Origin of the sequence: Acidaminobacter sp. (genome assembly GCF_030247605.1) — a bacterium.
In the GTDB taxonomy this organism is placed as follows: domain Bacteria; phylum Bacillota; class Clostridia; order Peptostreptococcales; family Acidaminobacteraceae; genus Acidaminobacter.
The window spans coordinates 305901-324985 of record NZ_JAOTSB010000002.1 but is presented as its reverse complement, the minus strand read 5'-3'; the positions used below and the strand labels follow the sequence as shown (position 1 = coordinate 324985).

18 protein-coding genes and 1 other annotated feature are annotated in these 19085 nt (G+C 49.3%); of the genes, 13 read left to right on the top strand and 5 right to left on the bottom strand.

Annotation, left to right across the window (positions count from 1 at the left end; translation table 11 throughout):
* Positions 1 to 18: 18 nt before the first annotated feature.
* From hutI to guaD, 10 genes are all read left to right on the top strand, one after another.
* Positions 19 to 1293, top strand: coding sequence for an imidazolonepropionase (gene hutI, locus OEL90_RS01525; protein ID WP_291400658.1), 1275 nt, complete (start codon positions 19 to 21; stop codon positions 1291 to 1293).
* Positions 1294 to 1314: 21 nt separating this feature from the next.
* Positions 1315 to 1896, top strand: coding sequence for a cyclodeaminase/cyclohydrolase family protein (locus OEL90_RS01520; protein WP_291400657.1), 582 nt, complete (start codon positions 1315 to 1317; stop codon positions 1894 to 1896).
* 23 nt (positions 1897 to 1919) lie between these two features.
* On the top strand, positions 1920 to 2792 hold the full coding sequence (ftcD, locus tag OEL90_RS01515) for a glutamate formimidoyltransferase (RefSeq protein ID WP_291400656.1): 873 nt from the start codon (positions 1920 to 1922) through the stop codon (positions 2790 to 2792).
* A gap of 164 nt (positions 2793 to 2956) precedes the next feature.
* Positions 2957 to 4489, top strand: a complete 1533-nt coding sequence (gene hutH / locus OEL90_RS01510; RefSeq protein WP_291400655.1) for a histidine ammonia-lyase — start codon at positions 2957 to 2959, stop codon at positions 4487 to 4489.
* Positions 4490 to 4810: 321 nt separating this feature from the next.
* A complete protein-coding gene (locus OEL90_RS01505) occupies positions 4811 to 5329 on the top strand; it encodes an ECF transporter S component (protein ID WP_291400722.1) in 519 nt (172 codons plus the stop codon).
* A 14-nt stretch (positions 5330 to 5343) separates the two neighbouring features.
* Positions 5344 to 6519 (top strand): pyridoxal-phosphate-dependent aminotransferase family protein, encoded by a 1176-nt coding sequence (locus tag OEL90_RS01500; RefSeq protein WP_300686802.1) that lies wholly within the window; start codon positions 5344 to 5346, stop codon positions 6517 to 6519.
* Between the two features lie 149 nt (positions 6520 to 6668).
* Positions 6669 to 8177 carry a DUF1846 domain-containing protein gene (locus OEL90_RS01495; protein ID WP_291400653.1) on the top strand — a complete coding sequence of 503 codons (1509 nt, stop codon included), beginning with the start codon at positions 6669 to 6671 and terminating at the stop codon, positions 8175 to 8177.
* A 246-nt stretch (positions 8178 to 8423) separates the two neighbouring features.
* Positions 8424 to 9068 (top strand): cyclase family protein, encoded by a 645-nt coding sequence (locus OEL90_RS01490; RefSeq protein WP_300686800.1) that lies wholly within the window; start codon positions 8424 to 8426, stop codon positions 9066 to 9068.
* 163 nt (positions 9069 to 9231) lie between these two features.
* Positions 9232 to 10047 carry a pyrroline-5-carboxylate reductase gene (gene proC / locus OEL90_RS01485; RefSeq protein ID WP_291400651.1) on the top strand — a complete coding sequence of 272 codons (816 nt, stop codon included), beginning with the start codon at positions 9232 to 9234 and terminating at the stop codon, positions 10045 to 10047.
* A 113-nt stretch (positions 10048 to 10160) separates the two neighbouring features.
* Positions 10161 to 11432 (top strand): guanine deaminase, encoded by a 1272-nt coding sequence (gene guaD, locus OEL90_RS01480; RefSeq protein WP_300686798.1) that lies wholly within the window; start codon positions 10161 to 10163, stop codon positions 11430 to 11432.
* 77 nt (positions 11433 to 11509) lie between these two features.
* On the opposite strand, the gene greA is transcribed toward guaD, so the two are convergent.
* The 4 genes from greA to modA form a co-directional block, all read right to left on the bottom strand.
* Positions 11510 to 11977, bottom strand: a complete 468-nt coding sequence (gene greA, locus OEL90_RS01475; protein WP_291400648.1) for a transcription elongation factor GreA — start codon at positions 11975 to 11977, stop codon at positions 11510 to 11512.
* Between the two features lie 73 nt (positions 11978 to 12050).
* On the bottom strand, positions 12051 to 12770 hold the full coding sequence (locus tag OEL90_RS01470; RefSeq protein WP_291400646.1) for an ATP-binding cassette domain-containing protein: 720 nt from the start codon (positions 12768 to 12770) through the stop codon (positions 12051 to 12053).
* Positions 12771 to 12797: 27 nt separating this feature from the next.
* Positions 12798 to 13472, bottom strand: coding sequence for a molybdate ABC transporter permease subunit (modB, locus tag OEL90_RS01465; protein ID WP_291400643.1), 675 nt, complete (start codon positions 13470 to 13472; stop codon positions 12798 to 12800).
* Between the two features lie 28 nt (positions 13473 to 13500).
* The gene (modA, locus tag OEL90_RS01460) at positions 13501 to 14352 is read right to left on the bottom strand and encodes a molybdate ABC transporter substrate-binding protein (protein WP_291400641.1); all 852 of its coding nucleotides are present in this window, start codon (positions 14350 to 14352) and stop codon (positions 13501 to 13503) included.
* 393 nt (positions 14353 to 14745) lie between these two features.
* On the opposite strand from modA, the gene glsA reads away from it, so the two are divergent.
* From glsA to asnS, 3 genes are all read left to right on the top strand, one after another.
* The gene (glsA, locus tag OEL90_RS01455; RefSeq protein ID WP_330583706.1) at positions 14746 to 15645 is read left to right on the top strand and encodes a glutaminase A; all 900 of its coding nucleotides are present in this window, start codon (positions 14746 to 14748) and stop codon (positions 15643 to 15645) included.
* A 115-nt stretch (positions 15646 to 15760) separates the two neighbouring features.
* Positions 15761 to 16345 carry a helix-turn-helix domain-containing protein gene (locus OEL90_RS01450; RefSeq protein WP_291400637.1) on the top strand — a complete coding sequence of 195 codons (585 nt, stop codon included), beginning with the start codon at positions 15761 to 15763 and terminating at the stop codon, positions 16343 to 16345.
* 92 nt (positions 16346 to 16437) lie between these two features.
* Positions 16438 to 16687 (top strand) — a binding site (T-box leader).
* A gap of 85 nt (positions 16688 to 16772) precedes the next feature.
* The gene (asnS, locus tag OEL90_RS01445) at positions 16773 to 18158 is read left to right on the top strand and encodes an asparagine--tRNA ligase (protein ID WP_330583705.1); all 1386 of its coding nucleotides are present in this window, start codon (positions 16773 to 16775) and stop codon (positions 18156 to 18158) included.
* Positions 18159 to 18311: 153 nt separating this feature from the next.
* Here the strand turns inward: asnS and OEL90_RS01440 are convergent, their stop codons facing one another.
* Positions 18312 to 19013: an MgtC/SapB family protein gene (locus tag OEL90_RS01440; RefSeq protein ID WP_291400636.1), complete on the bottom strand. Its 702-nt coding sequence runs from the start codon at positions 19011 to 19013 to the stop codon at positions 18312 to 18314.
* Between the last annotated feature and the right edge of the window lie 72 nt (positions 19014 to 19085).

Below are 19085 nucleotides of genomic sequence, written 5' to 3'. Positions count from 1 at the left end.
AAAAAAGGATGGTTTCACATGAACACTCCGGTTGAATCTGCTAAAAAAGCCACCCTCATTCTGAAGGACGCAGCACAGCTGCTGACCTGCGCCGGCAGCAATCCCAGTCACCTTGAGGTCCTTGCCGATGGCTGGGTCGTCATCACAGGCGACCGTATAGCCGGTGTCGGACAAGGGGCGAAAGCCCTCGAGGTGTTCAGGCACACCAGCGGCCTTGATTTCAGCAACCCTGAAGAAGTTTCGCTGACAGGTAAAGTCCTGGCGCCTGGATTCGTCGACTGTCACACCCACCTGGTGTTTGGCGGCTCCCGTGTGGATGAATATGTGGCCAAGCTTCCACGGGGGGACGCTGAGTCACTGAAGAAACGCGGCATTCCAACAGGGCTGGCGGCCTCCATGGCAATGACCAGAGCGGAGACCGAGGAGGCCCTTGTGGAAAGTGCGGGACACCGGCTTAAAAACCTCATGTCTTCAGGCGTAACTACAGCTGAAATCAAAAGCGGTTACGGCTTTACCGCCGAACACGAGCTCAAGCAGCTCAGGGTCATTCAGAAATTGAAAGCCCTGCAGCCCGTCGATCTCCACGCGACCTTCCTGGGCGCTCACGGCTGGCCGCCAGACATGACTAAAGAGGCTTACATGGACATTCTGATGTCGGAAATGATTCCGGAAGTGGGTCGTTCCGGCCTTGCCACAGCCTGTGATGTCTGGTGTGACGACGGCTACTACACCGCAGCGGAGTCCGGGAAAATTCTCTCCAAGGCGCTGGATTTTGGCATGAAGCCTAAGATCCACACAGATGCCTACTCGCTGATTGGCGGTTCGGAGCTTGCCATTGAGATGGGCATGCTTTCTGCGGATCACTTGAATTACACGACCTATGACATCATGGAAAAAATGGCGGCCGCCGGCATTCCCGGCGTCCTGCTCCCGGGGACGGACTTCAACGTCCAGCATCCCGTCCTCACTCAGCCGGGGCTGATGCTGAAGGCAGGTATGACCCTCGCCCTCGCGACGAACCTTAATCCCGGGAATTACGTGGAATCCATGGCGTGGATTCTGGTCCTCGCCTGCAGACGCCATGGCATGACCCCGGAGGAAGCGATACGGGCCGCGACAATCGGCGGGGCACTGGCACTGGGGCTTCAGGAGGACCGGGGCAGTATTGAAGTGGGCAAGCGCGCGGATTTACAGGTCTGGAGCACGGACCGGTATGAAAATATTATCTACCGTCAGGGGGCCAACCTCGTGGAGATGGTAATCAAAAACGGGCAGCCGATAGTCAGTCGATAAGCTGCGGAAAGGTGAGACACAATGACTCAAAAAGAGACATTCAATTATAAAGCACTGGATTTAATCCTGGACACCCAGGACGTTACCGTAGGCGGCGGATCCGCGTCAGCAATATCGGCAGCCATGGCGGCCGGGCTGATTGGCATGGTGGCCAGACTGTCGACGAAAAAGGACTACGGACTTAGCGCAGAGGCCCACCTGGAAGTGGCAGAGCGCTGTGACGTTCTGGCGCCCGGGCTGATGCAGGGCTCGCTGGACGACATGGCGGCTTTTGCCATGATCAAAGCGGCATTTGGATTGCCAAAAGAAACAGATGACGAAAAGCTGGCCAGAGCGAAAGCGATCAATGACGCAGCGGTTCAGGCGGCGCTGACGCCTTATGAAAATGCGAAGAAGGCCCTTGAGGTTCTGGAACTTGGCAGAAAGATCAAAAATGTCTCGAATCCGGCGGCTGGCTCAGACCTTTTGATCGGCCTGCAGCTCTCTGAGATTGGCGTGAAAGGCTGCATCATGAACATGGAAGCCAACATGCCGCTCATCAAAGACGCCGGGCAGATTGAAGCCCTCAAGAATTATATTATCCAGTTGAACAGCAGATTATAATAAAAGACCGGGAGGGAACACTCGTGAAAGTGTTATTGGCAGAAGTCAATGTCAGCGAAGGCAGAAATATTGGTTTAATTGAAGAAATGAAGTCCGCTTTAATGGAGGGTGCTGTGCTCCGTCTGCTCGAGGTCAACTCGGACAAGGATCACAACCGGACCGTCTTTACGTATAGCGGGGAGCCTGAAGAAGTGCTCGAAGGGACTAAGCGTCTCGCCGCGAAGGCAATCGAGCTGATCGATATGACGAAGCATACAGGTGCCCATCCGAGAATGGGCGCGGTGGATGTCGTACCATTTATTCCGGCGAGGGATGTCACTCAGGAGGAGGCCCTTGAAGTCGCACGTGCATTTGGCACTTTTCTGGGAAGCCTAGGCGTACCGGTCTATTACTATGAAGAGGCTGCGACTAAACCCGAACGCAAGAGCCTGGTCGACATAAGGCGGGGTGAGTACGAATCCTTCCCTGAGAAAATGACCAAGGACGAGTGGCGTCCGGATGAAGGTCCGTTTGAATTTGTGCCAAAGAGCGGCGCGACTGTGACGGGTGTCAGGTTCCCGCTGGTGGCCTTTAATGTCAACCTCAGAACGGATGATTTGGCGGCGGCCAAGCAGATTGTCAAAGCAGTACGTGCGGCGACAGGCGGCTATCAGAATGTCAGAGCGATTGCCCTTGAGATTCCGGACAAGAAAATGGTTCAAATCTCCATGAACCTGACGCAATATCAAAAGACGCCTATTCACCGGGTCTTTGAGACGATTAAATCAGAGACGGAGAGCAGGGGAATTCTCATTGCGGACACCGAGCTCGTAGGTCCGGTTCCGGTGATGGCCCTTGAGGACATGATGAAGTTCTATCTCAGATGCTACAGCTTTAATATGGAGCAGCTTTATTAGAAGCAAGGAACTGGGTGTCAGACACCGAGTTTCATCAGGAAGAAACCGGGTGTCAGCGGCTAGCGCCTATCAACCCTGAGTTTCAACTCATCAAAATCAAGAAACTGGGTGTCAGCGGCTAGCGCCTGTCAACCCCAAGTTTCATCAGAAAGGCAGGAAAAAAAGTGGCAGAGTATATAGTCTTGGATGGCAATAACGTCAGTCTTGAAGACGTTGTAAATATTGCGCGCTTTGGCAAACCGGCAGTACTTGCGGAAGATGCCAAAGAAAGAATCAATAAATCCCGTGCTTGTGTGGAAAAATTTATAGCGGAAGGTAAAGCCATTTATGGTCTGAACACCGGTTTTGGTAAATTCAGTGATGTGGCCATTACGGCGGATCAGCTGGATGAGCTTCAGAAAAACCTGATTTATGCGGATGCGGTCGGCATTGGACGGCCTTTCGATACGGAGATAGTTCGTTCTATCATGGTACTCAGGGCGAATGCCCTGGCCAAGGGATTTTCAGGGATCAGGCTGTCTACGGTAGAAACCCTGATTGAAATGGTCAATAAACGCGTACATCCAATCATTCGCGAAAAGGGCTCTGTAGGCTCCAGTGGGGATCTCTGTCCCCTTGCTCATCTGGTTCTCGTCATGATAGGCGAGGGTGAAGCGGAGTATGAGGGGGTTGTCATGCCTGGGGCAGAAGCCATGGCTAAAGCAGGCATAACGCCGGTTGTGCTCAAGGCTAAAGAAGGCTTGGCTTTGATCAACGGCACCTGCGCTATGATGGGTGTGGCGACTTTGACCGTTTATGATGCCCTGAATCTTCTCAAGACGGCGGATATTGTGGCAACACTTACGGTTGAAGCCCTAGAAGGAATCAAGGACGCCTTTGATCCGAGAGTTCATCAAGCCCGCAACCAGAAATGGCAGGAGGCTGTCGCGCGAAACCTTCTGAGACTCTCGGAGGGGAGCACCTTGACCACCTCTCAAGGCGAACAGAGAATGCAGGATGGCTATACGCTCCGCTGTGTGCCTCAGATCCACGGTGCCAGCAGACCTGCCTATGAATACGTGCGTCAGGTCATTGAGAATGAGATCAATGCAGCGACAGATAATCCGCTAATTTTCCCTGATGGCGAAGCAGCTGTAATTTCAGGCGGCAACTTCCACGGCCAGCCAGTTGCTATTGCCATGGATACACTTGGCATAGCTGTAGCGGAGCTGGGTAATGTTTCCGAACGCCGGATTGAAAGATTGGTCAATCCGACTTTGAGTGGACTGCCAGCGTTCCTGGTGAAAAACGGCGGCCTTAACTGCGGCTTTATGGTGCCTCAGTACGCGGCAGCTGCAGTCGTCTCCGAGAACAAGATCCTGGCCCATCCGGCCAGCGTTGACTCCATTCCGACCTCTGCCAATCAGGAAGACCACGTCAGCATGGGTACCATAGCGGCGAGAAAGGCGAGGGAAATATTGGGGCACGTGGAATATGTCCTGGGCATTGAGTGGCTCTGCGCGGCGCAAGCCGTTGACTTCAAAGACAAAGAACGCCTTGGTAAAGGCAGCCGCGCGGCCTATGAAACTATCCGCGCCAGTGTGACCTTTATGGAGAGTGACCGGATCATTTATCCGGATATGGATCAGTCGGTATCCCTGATCCACAGCGGTGTATTGGTGGACGCGGTGGAATCGGTTGTTGGTGAATTGGAATAATGTTAAGAAAGAGGATGTAGAGCATTTGCAAAATAGCCCCCAAAGTGAAACTCGGTGTCTGTGGCTGGTGCCTATTGACCCCGAGTTTTTTTTTCTGCAACTGACGCCTATTTACCCCTTTACACCACAAAATTGTATGCATACACTGTGTCTAAAAGCTAAATTGTATCGACAAAACGCTTCTCATAACCCCTTTTGTATGTATAATAAATTCAAGACTAATACTAATGGGGTGTAAAAATGACAGAAATCAAAGTACAAGCACAATTGGCAGCAGAAGGCACTATGGATTCAAAAGGCGTAATGAGACATTCGGGAACAATGGAAAAACCCAGGTCCATCGCCAAAGAAGTTACACTTAATGGATTATTGATCGCACTCGTCTTTGTCAGCACCTATCTGATTCAGATCAGACTTCCCATCTCCCTGAATGGCGGCCTGGTCCATATGGGCAACGTGGCACTGTTTACTGTCGCCCTCGTCTTTGGGAAGAAGAAAGGCGCCATGGCAGGCGCGGTTGGAATGGGTTTGTTTGACCTGGTTTCGGGCTGGGTCGCGTGGGCACCCTTTACTTTTGTGGTCAGGGGCGTCATGGGCTATCTGATCGGACGCTTTTCAGAAGGCTTTGAGAACGCATGGTGGAAAGCGCCCGCCGCGATTATACTCGGCGGCATCTGGATGCTGGCGGGCTATTATGCAACAGAGGGGATCCTTTATGGTAATTGGATCGCGCCAGTGACATCTATTCCGGGCAATCTGACACAGCTTGGACTGGGCGCGGTCATTGCCATTCCGTTTTCAAAAATGCTGAAAAGCAACGCTTTAAAATTCATGAGATAGGGCAGGTGACGATCATGCGAAAAAACGAAAAACCTTACCTGATTATGACACCGGGTCCAACGCAGATGCATCCGGATGTCCTTGGTGCGTTGTCCCAATATGAAACAAATCCTGATTTGGATTCGGATTTTCTCGTGTTTTACAGGAGACTATGTCAGGACATCTCCAAAAAAATGAACGCGTCTGGCCCAACCTTTATTCTGGCAGGTGAAGGTATTTTGGGACTTGAAGCTGCCTGCGCATCAATGATTGAGCCGGGCGACCGGGTTCTTACGATTTCCAACGGCATCTTTGGAAGAGGCTTTAATGATTTTTCCAAGATGTATGGCGCTCAGACGGTGATGTATGAGGGGGATCTGCGCAGGGGACTCGATCCGGCGAAGCTGGACCGGTTCATAATAGACCACGGGCCGTTCAAAGTGGCAACTGTAGTGCACTGTGAGACACCTTCCGGGATTACGAATGATCTTGAGACCATCGGCAAAGTACTGAACCGGCATGGCATCCTGTCCATAGTAGACGCGGTCTCGTCCTTTGGCGGGGAAAAACTGAATGTGGACGCCTGGGGGCTTGATGTGGTCCTCAGCGGGTCCCAGAAGGTGCTTTCCGGACCAGCCGGACTGAGCACGGCGACCCTAAGCCAAAGGGCTGTGGAGCGCATCAAGGGGCGCACAACACCTATTGCTTCCTATTATGCCAACCTGTCGATCTGGCTGGATTACTACGAGAAAAAATCATTTCCTTATACACAGCCGGTTCAAATGCTTATAGCGCTGGACAAAGCGGTGGAGCGACTTGAGGTGGAGACGCTGGCAGAGCGTCATAAAATCTTTGCTGAGGCAGTGCGCGGCACTTTCGAACAGCTCGGTTTTGAGCTTTATGCCCTGGATCATGAGTCGAATACGGTGACGACGGTCCTTTTGCCTTCTGGTGTGGACTTTAAGACGCTGTTTAATCAAATGAAGACGGTCCACGGCGTTCTTATTGGCGGAGGCTTCAATTTTCTTGAAAACAGGATCTTCCGAATTGGTCATATGGGGGAAAACCTCTCTGCTGAGAAGATCGCTGCAGCACTGGACGCGCTTCAGGCGTGCTTCATATCAATGGGCACTGTATTTGGAACTCGACGATACTCCGAAGTTTTTTGTGAGCTGCTGGAGCAGCATCAGGAGAACTTAAAGGCTTGTTGAAATAAAGCAGAGTGTTCAGATAAAAATAACTCGAGATAACCTCCAGAGGCTGGGATATTCCCTTTACATTCCACTATTGCTGTGTGATAATATTACTTTAATTGAGGAGCGGGATCGCACAGCAAGTGGATTAATGGGAGGGTATTGTCTTGAAAATCGGGTTCGATCACAACAAGTACATCGAAGAACAATCGAAGTTTATTCTTGAGCGCGTCAACAACTATGATAAGCTGTATTTGGAATTCGGGGGCAAACTCCTGGGGGACTTTCACGCAAAGCGCGTACTGCCCGGCTTCGACGAAAATGCAAAAGTCAAACTGATGCATCACCTGAAGGACAAGATTGAGGTCATCATTTGTGTCTATGCGGGGGACATTGAAAGAAACAAGATCCGGGGCGACTTTGGCATTACTTATGATCTGGATGTCCTAAGGCTGATCGACGACCTCAGAGCTTTTGAACTGGACGTGAACAGTGTCGTGATCACGCGCTTCGACAATCAGCCTGCCACCACGCTTTTCATAAATCGGCTCGAAAGACGCGGCATTAAAGTCTACAAGCACTCTGCCACTAAGGGGTACCCAACGGATGTAGACACCATCGTCAGCGACGAAGGCTATGGCAAGAACCCGTATATCGTCACGACTAAGCCAATCGTACTGGTCACTGCGCCAGGACCTGGCAGCGGCAAGCTCGCGACTTGTCTGAGCCAGCTTTACCATGAGCACAAACTTGGCCGCACAGTCGGTTACTCAAAATACGAGACCTTCCCAATCTGGAACGTGCCTCTGAAGCACCCGGTCAACATTGCTTATGAAGCGGCTACCGCGGATCTGAAAGATGTCAACATGATAGATTCCTTCCACTTTGATGCCTACAACGAAGTGACGGTCAACTACAACCGAGACATCGAAATGTTCCCGGTTTTAAGACGGATCATTGAGAAAATCACCGGTGAAGCCGCTGTATATAAATCCCCTACGGATATGGGCGTCAACCGCGTAGGCTTTGGAATCATTGATGATGAAGTGGTCAAGGAAGCTTCCCGCCAGGAAATCATCCGCAGATACTTTAAGACGAGCACTGAGTATAAAAAAGGCTTTGTTGAAAAGGATGTTTCCAATCGCGTCAAGCTGATCATGGAAGAACTCAATCTGAAAGAGGAAGACCGAAAAGTCGTCATGCCGGCGCGTGAGTATTCTGCCAAGCTGAGAAAACTGTCCAGCAAGAACGAGCTGTCACCGGTTGTAGCCATTGAACTGCATGATGGCACCATTGTTACCGGCAGAACCTCCAATCTTATGGACGGCTCGGCAGCGGCGCTTCTGAACGGCATCAAGTATTTGGCCAATATTTCAGATGAAATTCATCTTATCTCACCGGTCATTCTTGAACCAATTGTCGATCTGAAAGCCAACAAGCTGGGAAGCCGCAACACACTCCTGGACTGCGAAGAAATTCTGATTGCCCTCAGTATTTCCGCAGCGACGAATCCAACAGCGCAAGTGGCCCTGGACAAGCTCTCCATGATGAAAGGCTGTCAGGCACACTCTACGACTATTCTCAGCGTCAATGACGAACAGACTTTCAGAAAGATCGGGATCGATTTGACCTGTGATCCGGAATATCCGTCAGAGAGCTTGTATTACAACAACTAGAAGCAGAATAATATCGACAGCAAATGCCGCACCCATCTCAGATGGGTGCGGCATTTACTGTTGTGTGCCCGGCATGGGATTTTGAGTTTTTGAAAGGATCTTTTGAGTTTGGTCATTCTCAAGGGCCTCTGAAAGTGATATTATGTAGAATAATGTGTATGTATACTTTATCGACAGCGTATGGCCATTAAGTTTATAAAATCCTTATCGCTGCCGGTGTTTCTCGATAGAATTTGGGGGATGCTCATGAAAATTGTGGATTTGACACATCTGATCAAGGAAGGTATGCCGGTTTTTCCGGGTACTGAGCCTCCGGTTCTCGAGGTGGCGAATACTCTGGAAAAGGATGGTTTTCGGGAGAAAAAGCTTCATATGTATTCACATACAGGGACACACATGGATGCACCAGCCCATATGATAGCTCAGGGATGGACTTTGGACCAGGTTCCGGCGTCTGCTTTTTTTGGACCTGCTGCAAAGTTGGATGCCAGAGGTCTTCAAAGGATCGAGAAACATCACCTGGAGTCTCTGATCAAACCTGAAACCGAATTTCTGATTCTCTGGACGGGGTGGGATCAATTTTGGGGATCTGAAAGCTATTTTGGTGCGTTTCCCACACTTAGCCCCGAAGCGGCAAAATGGCTTTCGGGACTGCCGCTCAAAGGTGTTGGCGTTGACGCGATCTCCATTGATCCAATGGACTCGGTGAATTTTGAGGTCCATCTAGAGCTGCTTGGCAGCGACAAAGTGCTTATTGAGAATCTGAAGGGCCTTGATCAGCTGCCTGAGCATTTTCTTTTCAGCGCAATGCCCCTAAAACTTGAGGATGCCGATGGTTCTCCGGTTCGCGCCTTCGCGCTGGTCGACCACGACCTGTCAACGAATTGTTAGATGCTTACAAAAAAGATTTGTATAGGGGACAATAGCGCCGGACAGGCAGCGCCTTTACCCAAAGAATCTGATTGGATAGACAGAAGGGAGGAAGGAACGCCGGCGGCTTTGACATGAGATCGTGATATAACGAGATCAAAGGTCAGACCTGCGTTCCGCTATTATGAAGCTAGCTATGATTGGCTGCGGCAACATGGGAAAAATTTTACTGCAAAGTGTGCTTAAAGCAGAAAAGCTTACGACATCCGAGTTGTCGGTTTATGATCGTAAACCTGAACGACGCCAGGCGCTGGGGGAAAAATACCCTGGTCTTGGACTGCCTGACAATCCCTATGATTGTGTGAGCGGCGCAGATTATCTGCTCCTAGCCATAAAGCCTTATCAATATGCGGCTATGCTGGCAGAAGTCCGCGATTCAATTTCGAAGGACACGGTCATCATCTCCATTGCGGCGGGCATAGGTACAGAACACCTCAAACGCTGGATTGATCCCAGTGTCAAAGCTGTCATCACCATGCCAAACACGCCGGCCCTCGTCAACAAGGGCTTAACCGCAATCTCCTATGGCGAGGGTCTCAGCGCTGAAGAAATGACATTCTGCCGCGGGCTGTTCGAATGTGTCGGTGAAGTGGTGGAAATTGAGGAAAAACTCATGTATGTAGTTCCGTCCATCAGTGCGTCTGCGCCGGCCTATATCTACGTTTTAATTGAGGCAATGGCGGATGGCGGAGTCATGCAGGGACTTCCAAGAGATCTGGCGTACAAAATGGCAGCCTTGACTGTGGAAGGCTCTGCGCGCATGGTTCTCGATACAGGCAAGCATCCCGGCGAATTGAAAGATCTGGTTACTTCACCGGGCGGTACAACTATTGTCGCGCTCAAAAGTCTTGAAAATGATAAATTCCGAGCGACGATCATGAACGCCATGGAAGCCGGAACCAAGCGCGTTGAGCAGATGATGAAGGGTCAGCAGCCTTAGTTTGTTACTTTTATACAATACAATATGTGGTAAACCTAAGATTTTTTTGAGCTGTTTTCAACTTTCTGTTACAATGTTCGTGTATCTAAACGAAGGTTAAGGAGCGTTGTGTAATGGCTAAAGCATATCAGGGACACATCCTTTATACAAAAGATCCGGACCGTTTTGAGATCTATGAAAACGGCGCAGTTATTGTGGAAGACGGCAAAGTGGTCGAGGTCCTGAAGACCTTGCCTGAGAATCTGGAAGCCCTTGAAGTTTTCAATATGGGAGATCGACTGATTATACCAGGATTTGTTGATCTTCATTTCCATGCGCCTCAGTTTCCGAATTTGGGACTAGGGCTGGACAAAGAACTGCTGCCATGGCTGGAAGACTATACTTTTCCTGAAGAAGCCAAATACTCTGATCTGGATTACGCTGAGTCTGTCTATACCCGGGTGGCCAAAGAAATATGGCGTCAGGGAACAACCCGCATAGTCCTGTTCAGCAGCGTCCACAAAGAGAGCACGCAGCTTCTCATGTCGATCTTTGACAGGGCAGGTCTGGGCGCCTATGTGGGCAAGGTCAACATGGACCGGAATTGTCCGGACTTCCTTGTTGAATCGACCATGGACTCTATTGAAGCGACAAAAGCCTGGCTAAAAGCCACAGTCAATTTATATCCAAAAGTCAAGCCTCTGATTACACCGAGATTTGTTCCAACGTGCACTTCTGAGCTGATGCGGGCGCTGGGAGACCTGGCCGCTGAGTACAATGTGCCGGTTCAGACGCATATTTCCGAGAATCAGGCTGAGGTCGACTGGGTGAGAGAGCTGCATCCGGAGAGTGCGGATTACGCCACAGTCTATGAGGATCATGGCTTGATGGGAGATAAAACCATACTGGCCCATTGTGTGCACAATACGGATGCAGAAATTGAAAAAATGGCTAAACTTGGCGTCTTCGCAGCCCATTGCCCAAATGCCAACTACAATCTGGCCAGCGGAATTATGCCGGTTAGAAAGTTTTTGAATGCCGGGGTAAAAGTAGGCCTTGGGACAGATGTCGGTGCCGGACACAAGGTGTCTATAGCCAGTGTCATGAGCACTGCCATTCAAGCTTCCAAGATCGCCTGGCTGAACTCTGACCGGACCTTGGCACCTCTCAGCACGTCCGAGGCATTCTACCTTGGCACCAAGGGCGGCGGCGCCTATTTTGGCAAAGTGGGCAGCTTTGAGCCCGGTTATGAGTTTGATGCTCTGGTCATAGATGATCACCGTCTGGGAGTCACAGAAGGCCGGACGGTGGAAGAGCGCCTGCAGAGATTCCTGTATATTGGGGATGACCGGGATATCATCTCGAGATTTGTCTCGGGTGACGAGATCATGGAACCGACAAAATAAAAAACAAAAAATAAAAAAGTAGTATGAACTTGAGTCTTCAGCCTTTGCCGGCTGACACTCATTTCATACTACTTTTTTTAGTTGGTCACTGTCAGGACTTTCAAAGTGACGCTGCCGCCGGGGGTGAAAATGTTGACGACATCCCCCGCCTTGCGGCCAATGATGGCCGAACCAATAGGGGATTCATTTGAAATCATCCCATCAAATGGATCCGCTTCAATTTTAGTGACGAGGGTAAATTCATCCTGGTCGCCACTTTCGATGTAAAGAACTTCGACCTGTGATCCGAGTCTGACCTGGTCATGCGTGTAATCTCCAGCATCCTCCAGCTCATAGCTTTCAAGCATGCCTTTGACTTTCAAAATCTCTGTCTCGTTCAAGGATTGGGCTTCCCGGGCGGCATGGTACTCAGCATTCTCTGACAGGTCGCCAAAACCGCGGGCTTTCTTGATTTCTTCAGAAATTTCTTTGCGCTTTCCAATCAGCAGGTCGAGCTCACGCTCTAATTTTTCAACTGCTTCCTTGGTTAAAATGAGTTTCTTCAAGTGATCACTCCTTCGATACAGAGTCCATCATACCAGAAAGTGAGATGAAAATTAAGCGTTTTTTAAGATTTAATTAAGAATTTACAGATTCGTCAAGAAAACCTATCCGCCTTTTGAGACTCACAGGCTTGCCGGAGAGGATCTCCAGGTGATCTCCGGCAAAGGCGTCAGCCTCTTCGGGACTATGGGTGACGAGAATCATGGCCTTCTGATAATGGGCCTGTACAGAAAGCAGAAGCTGGATTGCGTTGTCCCTGTTTGCTCTGTCAAGGGACGCAAAGGGCTCGTCCATAAGGAGAATGTCAGCCTCCGAGGAAAGCGCACGGGCTATGGCCACTCTCTGACGTTCGCCGCCGGACAGCTCCGCCGGGTATTTTGAAGACAGGTGCGCAATTTTTAGAAAGTCCAGCTGCTCATGAATGCTTTGCCGATGGTCGCGGCTCATCACCCTCTCCCGAACCTGACTGTGAAACTCGCCTCGGTGTCCGTGCCGAACTCCAAACATGACATTTTGCAGGACAGTCATATGAGGAAACAGCGCAAGGGACTGAAAGATATACCCAATGCGGCGATCCCGCGGCGGAAGGGAGATGCCGGTATCGTGGTCGTATAGAAGCCTGCCGTTTAGTCGCAGGTACCCTTTGTCCGGCGTCGTCAGTCCGGAAATCAGATTAAGCAATGTGGTTTTCCCTGAACCTGACGGCCCCATCAAGATCAAAAAAGGTGAATCTGTGGTGTGCGCGATATCCAGGGTAAAGGCGTCCAGCTGTTTGACGAGATGAAAATCTATCATATAAAAGGCTCCTTTGACTAAATTAAACTATTGAGTCCTGGACTTGTCCAAAATGAAATTGACACTGAACATGGCGGTTATGCCAATAAATAGGGAAATCACCATAAGTGTGTTTGCAGTGGCATGGTCGCCGCCTTCGGCAGCGAAATAGAGTGCTGTGGGAATGGTCTGGGTTTTACCGGGAATGTTGCCGGCAACCATGAGGGTTGCACCAAATTCTCCAATGGCACGAGCGAAAGACAGCGCGAGTCCAGTCAGTAGTTTAGGTCTAGCCAGAGGAAGCGTGATCTCGGTGAAAATATGCCATTCGCTGGCCCCCAAGGTCCTGGCGGCGTTTTCAAGACGTTGATCCACGCCTTGAAATCCGGCGCGGGCGCTTTGATACATCAAGGGGAGGGAGACAATAACCGCTGCAATGACGGCGGCTGACCAGCTGAAAAGGAGTGTTTTACCGGTGGCTGCATAAATTAAGCTTCCCAGCCAGCTGTTTTTTCCTAAAGACAGAAGAAGCAGGTAACCTACAATGGAGGGTGGCAGAACCATCGGCAAAACTACCAGGGTTTCAATGATTCTAAAGGAAGTTTTTTTTGTCTGAGACAATTTTCGGGCGAGCAAGGTACCCAGGAGGCCGGTGAGTATGGTCGACAGGGCTGCTATTCTCAGGGAAAGCAGGACCGCACTGAGGATCAGGGGCTGGGACAAGGTCATCACTCCAATTCAGGGGAATACGTCAATTTTGGTCTGGTATGGAAAAGCCATAGGACTTAAAAACGGAAAGGGCTTCCTCACTGCTCAGGAATTCCAGGAACGCCGCGGCTTCAGGGCTGTCTGAAATTAGGGCGGCAGGATAGAGGATTGGCTGGTGTGTATGGTCGGGCAGGATCAGCGTGGATACTTCGATTTCCAGCAGAGCGACATCCGTTGCGAAGACAAATCCGGCGTCGACTGCACCTGAGTTCAAATATTGCAGAACTTGTCGAGCGTCTTTGGCATAGAGTTTCTTATCTTCAATTAGATGAGAGACGCCCAGACTCTCGAGGGACTGGGCAGCGTATTTGCCCACGGGGACACTGGCCGGGTCGCCCAGTGTGATGCGTTCGGACATTTCAAGAAGGTCTGGAAGTGTTTCGAGTGACGCGGGGATCTCCAGATGTGTGGAGATAAAACAAATTTGATTGCTTAAGAGGTCGCGCCTGGAAGCTTCAAGGAGAAGGCCCGCGTCAGACAAGGCATCAAGATCTGAGGTGGAGGCAAGTAAAAGCAGATCAAAGGGTGCGCCTTCCTCAGCCTGTTTTCTGAGTGTGCCCGACGACGCAAAGGAAATTTGGGGGCGGACGCCGGTTTTCAAGGCGTAGAGCTCGGAGAGCTCATTTAGAGGTTCGGTCAGGGAAGAGGCAGCACCCATAATAAGCTCCGTTTTTTCACTGGAGGCACTGCAGCCGGCGAGGGTAAAGGTGACTGCGGCAAGGAGGAACAGGATTAGAGATCTTATTTTGGGGTGACGCTGCGAACAGGCAGGTTGAAAGCTGTGTGCCCTCGATAACGCGCCGGTGGTATTGGGTCTATGGATCGTAGTCTTCATGGGGAGGCTCCTTCGTTATGTATTCTAAAGTATAACGGTGGTTAAAATGAATCGACACAGGAGATTGTGCCGAATTCTGTTGTCATTATAGCATGAATTGATCAGTACGGGTAGGGTGAGAGAGCGAGTAAAAACTTATGAGGCGTTTCTTCGAAAAATACTTGAAATGAAAGCTCCTTGCAATTATGATGTAATAGATGAATTAAACAAAAAAAGATGTTTTTATATTTAAAACAACTGAAAAAATCTTTTAAAACGAAACAAATTCTAAAATATAGCAAGGCAAACGGTTTTTCCGGCTTAAAAGGTCCATACATAAAATATTTTGAAGAGGAGAGAAGGCTTGAGTATGCGTCCGCATAATGTAAGCCGCAAATAATGCAGGATTACTTATTGGAACTGGTAAAAAAATATGGTCCGTCCTCTCGAGACGGGAAAGTCGCCACCTATATCCCCGAGCTTGCTAAAGTCAGTCCTGATGGGATAGGGATTTGTGTTAGAAGGCAAGACAGTCTGTATTGTGCAGGGGATGCCAATGTTAAATTTACCATGCAGAGTGTCTCCAAGCCTATTGTGCTGATTCTGGCATTGATGGACTGGGGTATGGACAAAATCTTTGAAAAAGTTGGGAAAGAACCTACGGGAGATCCCTTTAACTCCATGATTCGACTTGAAACCTACGAAAAGCACAAGCCGTTCAATCCTATGATCAATGCCGGCGCAATTTCGATTGCTGCTTTGATTAAAGGCGACTCGCCAGCGCACAAGATAGAACGTCTGCTGGCATTTATGAGGAAAATCGCTCATAACCCCAGCATTGAGATTGACAGAAGGGTATATCAGAGCGAAAAGGAAACCGGTCACAGAAACCGGTCTATTGCCCATTTTCTTCGGGCTATGGAAAACCTTGATCAGGATCCAAATGATGTTTTGGAAGTCTATTTCAGCCAGTGCTCAGTCAGCCTGACTTGCTCTGACCTGGCCAATATGGCAATGGTGCTGGCCCTTGACGGCAAATCCTATGAGACGGGGGAACAACTCTTCCCGAGAGAATACGCCAAGATTGCGAAGGCCTATATGGTGACCTGCGGCATGTATGATGGCTCCGGGGAGTTCGCGATTCAAGTCGGTATCCCGGCGAAGTCCGGTGTAGGCGGCGGCATCATGGGTGTCGCACCTGGGCGAATGGGCATTGGCGTCTATGGACCGGCGCTGGATTCAAAAGGGAACTCAGTGGTAGGCATCAAAATGCTGAAGGATTTATCTGACACCTATGATTTGAATATATTTTAATTAATAAGGCGAATAAAAGAAATTGTTTAACTTGATTAAAAAATAACGTAAAAACATGGAAATAATTTTAATATAGGTTTATAATGAGAGTAAGTCTAATGGATGGAGCGTGACTATGCCTAATAATATTGGAGATAAAATCAAGGATCTGCGTTTATCTAAAAAAATGACCTTGAAAGAACTCAGTGAAATGACAGAATTGTCCATTGGATTTCTTTCTCAGGTTGAACGCGGACTGACAGCTCTGGCGATCACGTCTCTGGAAAAAATCGCTAGGGCTCTGGATGTGGATCTTTCCTATTTCTTTCCGCTTAAAAAGCGGAGCAATGACGTCATCATGCGCTCTTTCGAGAGAGAAGTCGCCAGGGTAGACAGCGCGCACTTCATTCACTATCATTTGAGCAATGACCTGGAAAACAGGGATATTTTGCCGCGCGTCATTGAAATATTGCCTAAGTCAGAAGATGAACTGCTCTCGCCTTACCAACATGAAGGAGAAGAATTCATTTACGTTCTGGAAGGCATCTTCACCTTATATTTGAATAATGAACGCTTTGAACTGTATCCCGGAGACTGCGCACACTTTGAGTCCAATACGGTTCACAACTGGGCCAACTATACCAGTCGAATGGTCAAAGTCCTTTGCATCAACGTACCTAATGGCTTTAAGCACTCAGAAATTGTAGAGCCAATGCTTTAGCCGGAAATTATGGTGAGGGCTGGCCCTTGGACTACACTCATGCTCTGTTTGACTATTGAAGTGGTTTACACTATAATAGTTGTAATTTAGTGTGTTTGGCAATGAAGGGAAGAGTAATGCGACTGTCTGACCCCAGCGAAGCGGGAATGGTGTGAGCCCGCCGTCATGTCACCGTATGAAAAACATCCCTGAGCTCCTGACCGAAAGCTTACAAGCGGATTTTTGATAAGCCGGGCTAAGCTGGTAGATTCGGGCGACTGACCTTCGTTACAGGGTTTTGAGAGGCTGAGTCATGGAACTCGGCAATCAGGGTGGTACCGCGAATAACCTTTCGTCCCTTGTCATTAGTGCAGGCGCGAAAGGTTTTTTTGTTGGCGGAAACAATGAGAATTTTATTAGAATTGAATGAATTAATGGAGGAATCTGCATGCAATTGATGAAAGATTTAATGCTCAGCTACAATGAATTGGCTGGCCAGTCGGTCACAATAGGCGGCTGGATCAGAACCGTCAGAGACAGCAAGAACTTCGGATTTATTGAGTTGAATGACGGCACGACCTTCAGAAACGTACAGATCGTGTTTGACAAAACCCTTGAAAATTTTGACGAAGTAGCGAAGTATCCAATTTCAACTTCTCTGATCATTACCGGAGAAATGATTTTGACGCCTCAGGCCAAGCAGCCCTTTGAAATCAAGGCGTCCGAAATCATCATTGAAGGCACCTCAGATGCGGACTATCCGCTTCAGAAAAAACGACATACTCTGGAGTATTTGAGAACGATCGCGCATCTCAGACCGCGCAGCAATACCTTTTCAGCTGCGTTTCGTGTCAGGTCTGTCGCGGCGTTCGCCATTCACCGCTTTTTCCAGGAAAAAGGTTTTGTGTATGCGCATACCCCAATTGTCACAGGCAGTGATGCTGAAGGTGCCGGAGAAATGTTCCGCGTCACGACGTTAGAGCTCGGGAATCCTCCTAGAACAGAGTCGGGTGAGATCGATTTTTCCGAAGACTTCTTTGGCAAAGAAACGAACCTGACAGTCAGCGGTCAGCTTGAAGCAGAAATTTTTGCACAAGCTTTCAGAAACACTTATACTTTTGGTCCGACTTTCCGTGCTGAGAATTCCAACACCGCCCGCCATGCAGCAGAGTTCTGGATGATTGAGCCGGAAATGGCATTCACGGATTTAAATGGCAATATGGAAATCGCGGAAGAAATGATTAAGTACATTATCCGGTATGTCATGGCGGAGTGTCCTGAAGAGATCGCCTTCTTCAACGAGCGCATAGATACAGGACTGATGGAAAGACTGACCCATGTCGTCAACTCCGACTTCGCGCGGGTCACTTATACTGAAGCAATTGAACTTCTTGAAAAAGCAGATGTCGTTTTCGATTATCCAGTCAGCTGGGGTCTGGATCTTCAGACGGAGCATGAGCGTTATCTGACAGAAAAAGTGTTCAAGAAGCCTGTCTTTGTTATCAACTATCCGAAAGAGATCAAAGCCTTTTACATGAGACTGAATGAAGACGGCAAGACTGTCGCGGCCATGGATCTTCTGGTTCCGGGTGTTGGTGAGATAATAGGCGGCTCCCAGCGCGAGGAGCGTTATGATAACCTGGTTCAGCGCATTAAGGACATGAACCTTCATGTAGAGGACTACTGGTGGTACCTCGAACTGAGAAAGTACGGCACGACCCGCCACGCAGGCTATGGATTGGGTTTTGAACGGATCCTCATGTACTTGACGGGAATAACCAATATCCGCGATGTCATACCGTTCCCTCGTACGGTGAAGACGGCGGAGTTTTAGGAAACAGATTGCATCTGAAGACAAAAAAGGAAGACGGTGTCACTTGGCTATACAGCCCAGGACGCCGTCTTTTTTCAGGTTCACAATATGCAATCAGAGCTTAATGGGCTTATGCTTCAGATACCCGCTGCCTTCATCCCTATTTCACTCAAATTAATGCTCCACGGATCCGTGGTAAACCGGTGTTAACTGCTCAACGGATTTTAAACCGCTCAAAGCGGATAAGTCATCCATCAGACCGGTGAGATCAAAAGCTTTGGGATACTTCAGCGCCAAAGTAATGACAGCGGTTTGATCGGTCTGATGATCCAGATCAATGTCCTGGATCAGACACTTGTGAAAGCCGGTGACATCTCCAATTTTGCCAATCTGGCCGGGTGTGTTTTCGGATACTATCCGAAGTACAAGCTGTCTGCGTTTTTTGATGATGTTTTTTTCGATCCGTGCGAACAACTCCAAAATGACCAGGACAGTCAGCGTAGTAATAATGCTGAGTGAATAGTAGCCCGCGCCAATAGCTAGGCCTATGCAAGCGACTGTCCAGAGGCTCGCTGCAGTTGTTAAGCCCTTGACGGAATTACCTTCTTTGATAATGGTGCCGGCACCTAAAAAGCCTATCCCGCTGATGACCGCCGCGCCAAATCGTCCGGGATCAAGATTGACCATATCACCATAGGCGCTGATCATGACGGCGTTGATCATCATGACCAAAGTGGAGCCAATGCTGACCAGCATGTGAGTTCGAAAACCAGCCGGGCGGTTAACGCTTTCGCGTTCAAGTCCAATCATGCCGCCCAGAATACAGGAGAGCAGCAGTTTAATCAGCATATCTGAGGTGAGCATGAATTCCGGCATAATATGACCTCCAAGCATCTAATAAACCTTTATTATTCATAAGTTTAACATCCGAATCCGGTCAAAGCGATG

Coding starts and splice junctions, on each gene's coding strand:
- OEL90_RS01500 (WP_300686802.1), top strand. CDS start 5,344: ATGCGAAAAAACGAAAAACCTTACCTGATTATGACACCGGGTCCAACG.
- OEL90_RS01450 (WP_291400637.1), top strand. CDS start 15,761: ATGCCTAATAATATTGGAGATAAAATCAAGGATCTGCGTTTATCTAAA.
- guaD (WP_300686798.1), top strand. CDS start 10,161: ATGGCTAAAGCATATCAGGGACACATCCTTTATACAAAAGATCCGGAC.
- asnS (WP_330583705.1), top strand. CDS start 16,773: ATGCAATTGATGAAAGATTTAATGCTCAGCTACAATGAATTGGCTGGC.
- OEL90_RS01520 (WP_291400657.1), top strand. CDS start 1,315: ATGACTCAAAAAGAGACATTCAATTATAAAGCACTGGATTTAATCCTG.
- modA (WP_291400641.1), bottom strand. CDS start 14,352: ATGAAGACTACGATCCATAGACCCAATACCACCGGCGCGTTATCGAGG.
- proC (WP_291400651.1), top strand. CDS start 9,232: ATGAAGCTAGCTATGATTGGCTGCGGCAACATGGGAAAAATTTTACTG.
- OEL90_RS01490 (WP_300686800.1), top strand. CDS start 8,424: ATGAAAATTGTGGATTTGACACATCTGATCAAGGAAGGTATGCCGGTT.
- OEL90_RS01470 (WP_291400646.1), bottom strand. CDS start 12,770: ATGATAGATTTTCATCTCGTCAAACAGCTGGACGCCTTTACCCTGGAT.
- hutI (WP_291400658.1), top strand. CDS start 19: ATGAACACTCCGGTTGAATCTGCTAAAAAAGCCACCCTCATTCTGAAG.
- OEL90_RS01505 (WP_291400722.1), top strand. CDS start 4,811: ATGGAAAAACCCAGGTCCATCGCCAAAGAAGTTACACTTAATGGATTA.
- OEL90_RS01440 (WP_291400636.1), bottom strand. CDS start 19,013: ATGCCGGAATTCATGCTCACCTCAGATATGCTGATTAAACTGCTGCTC.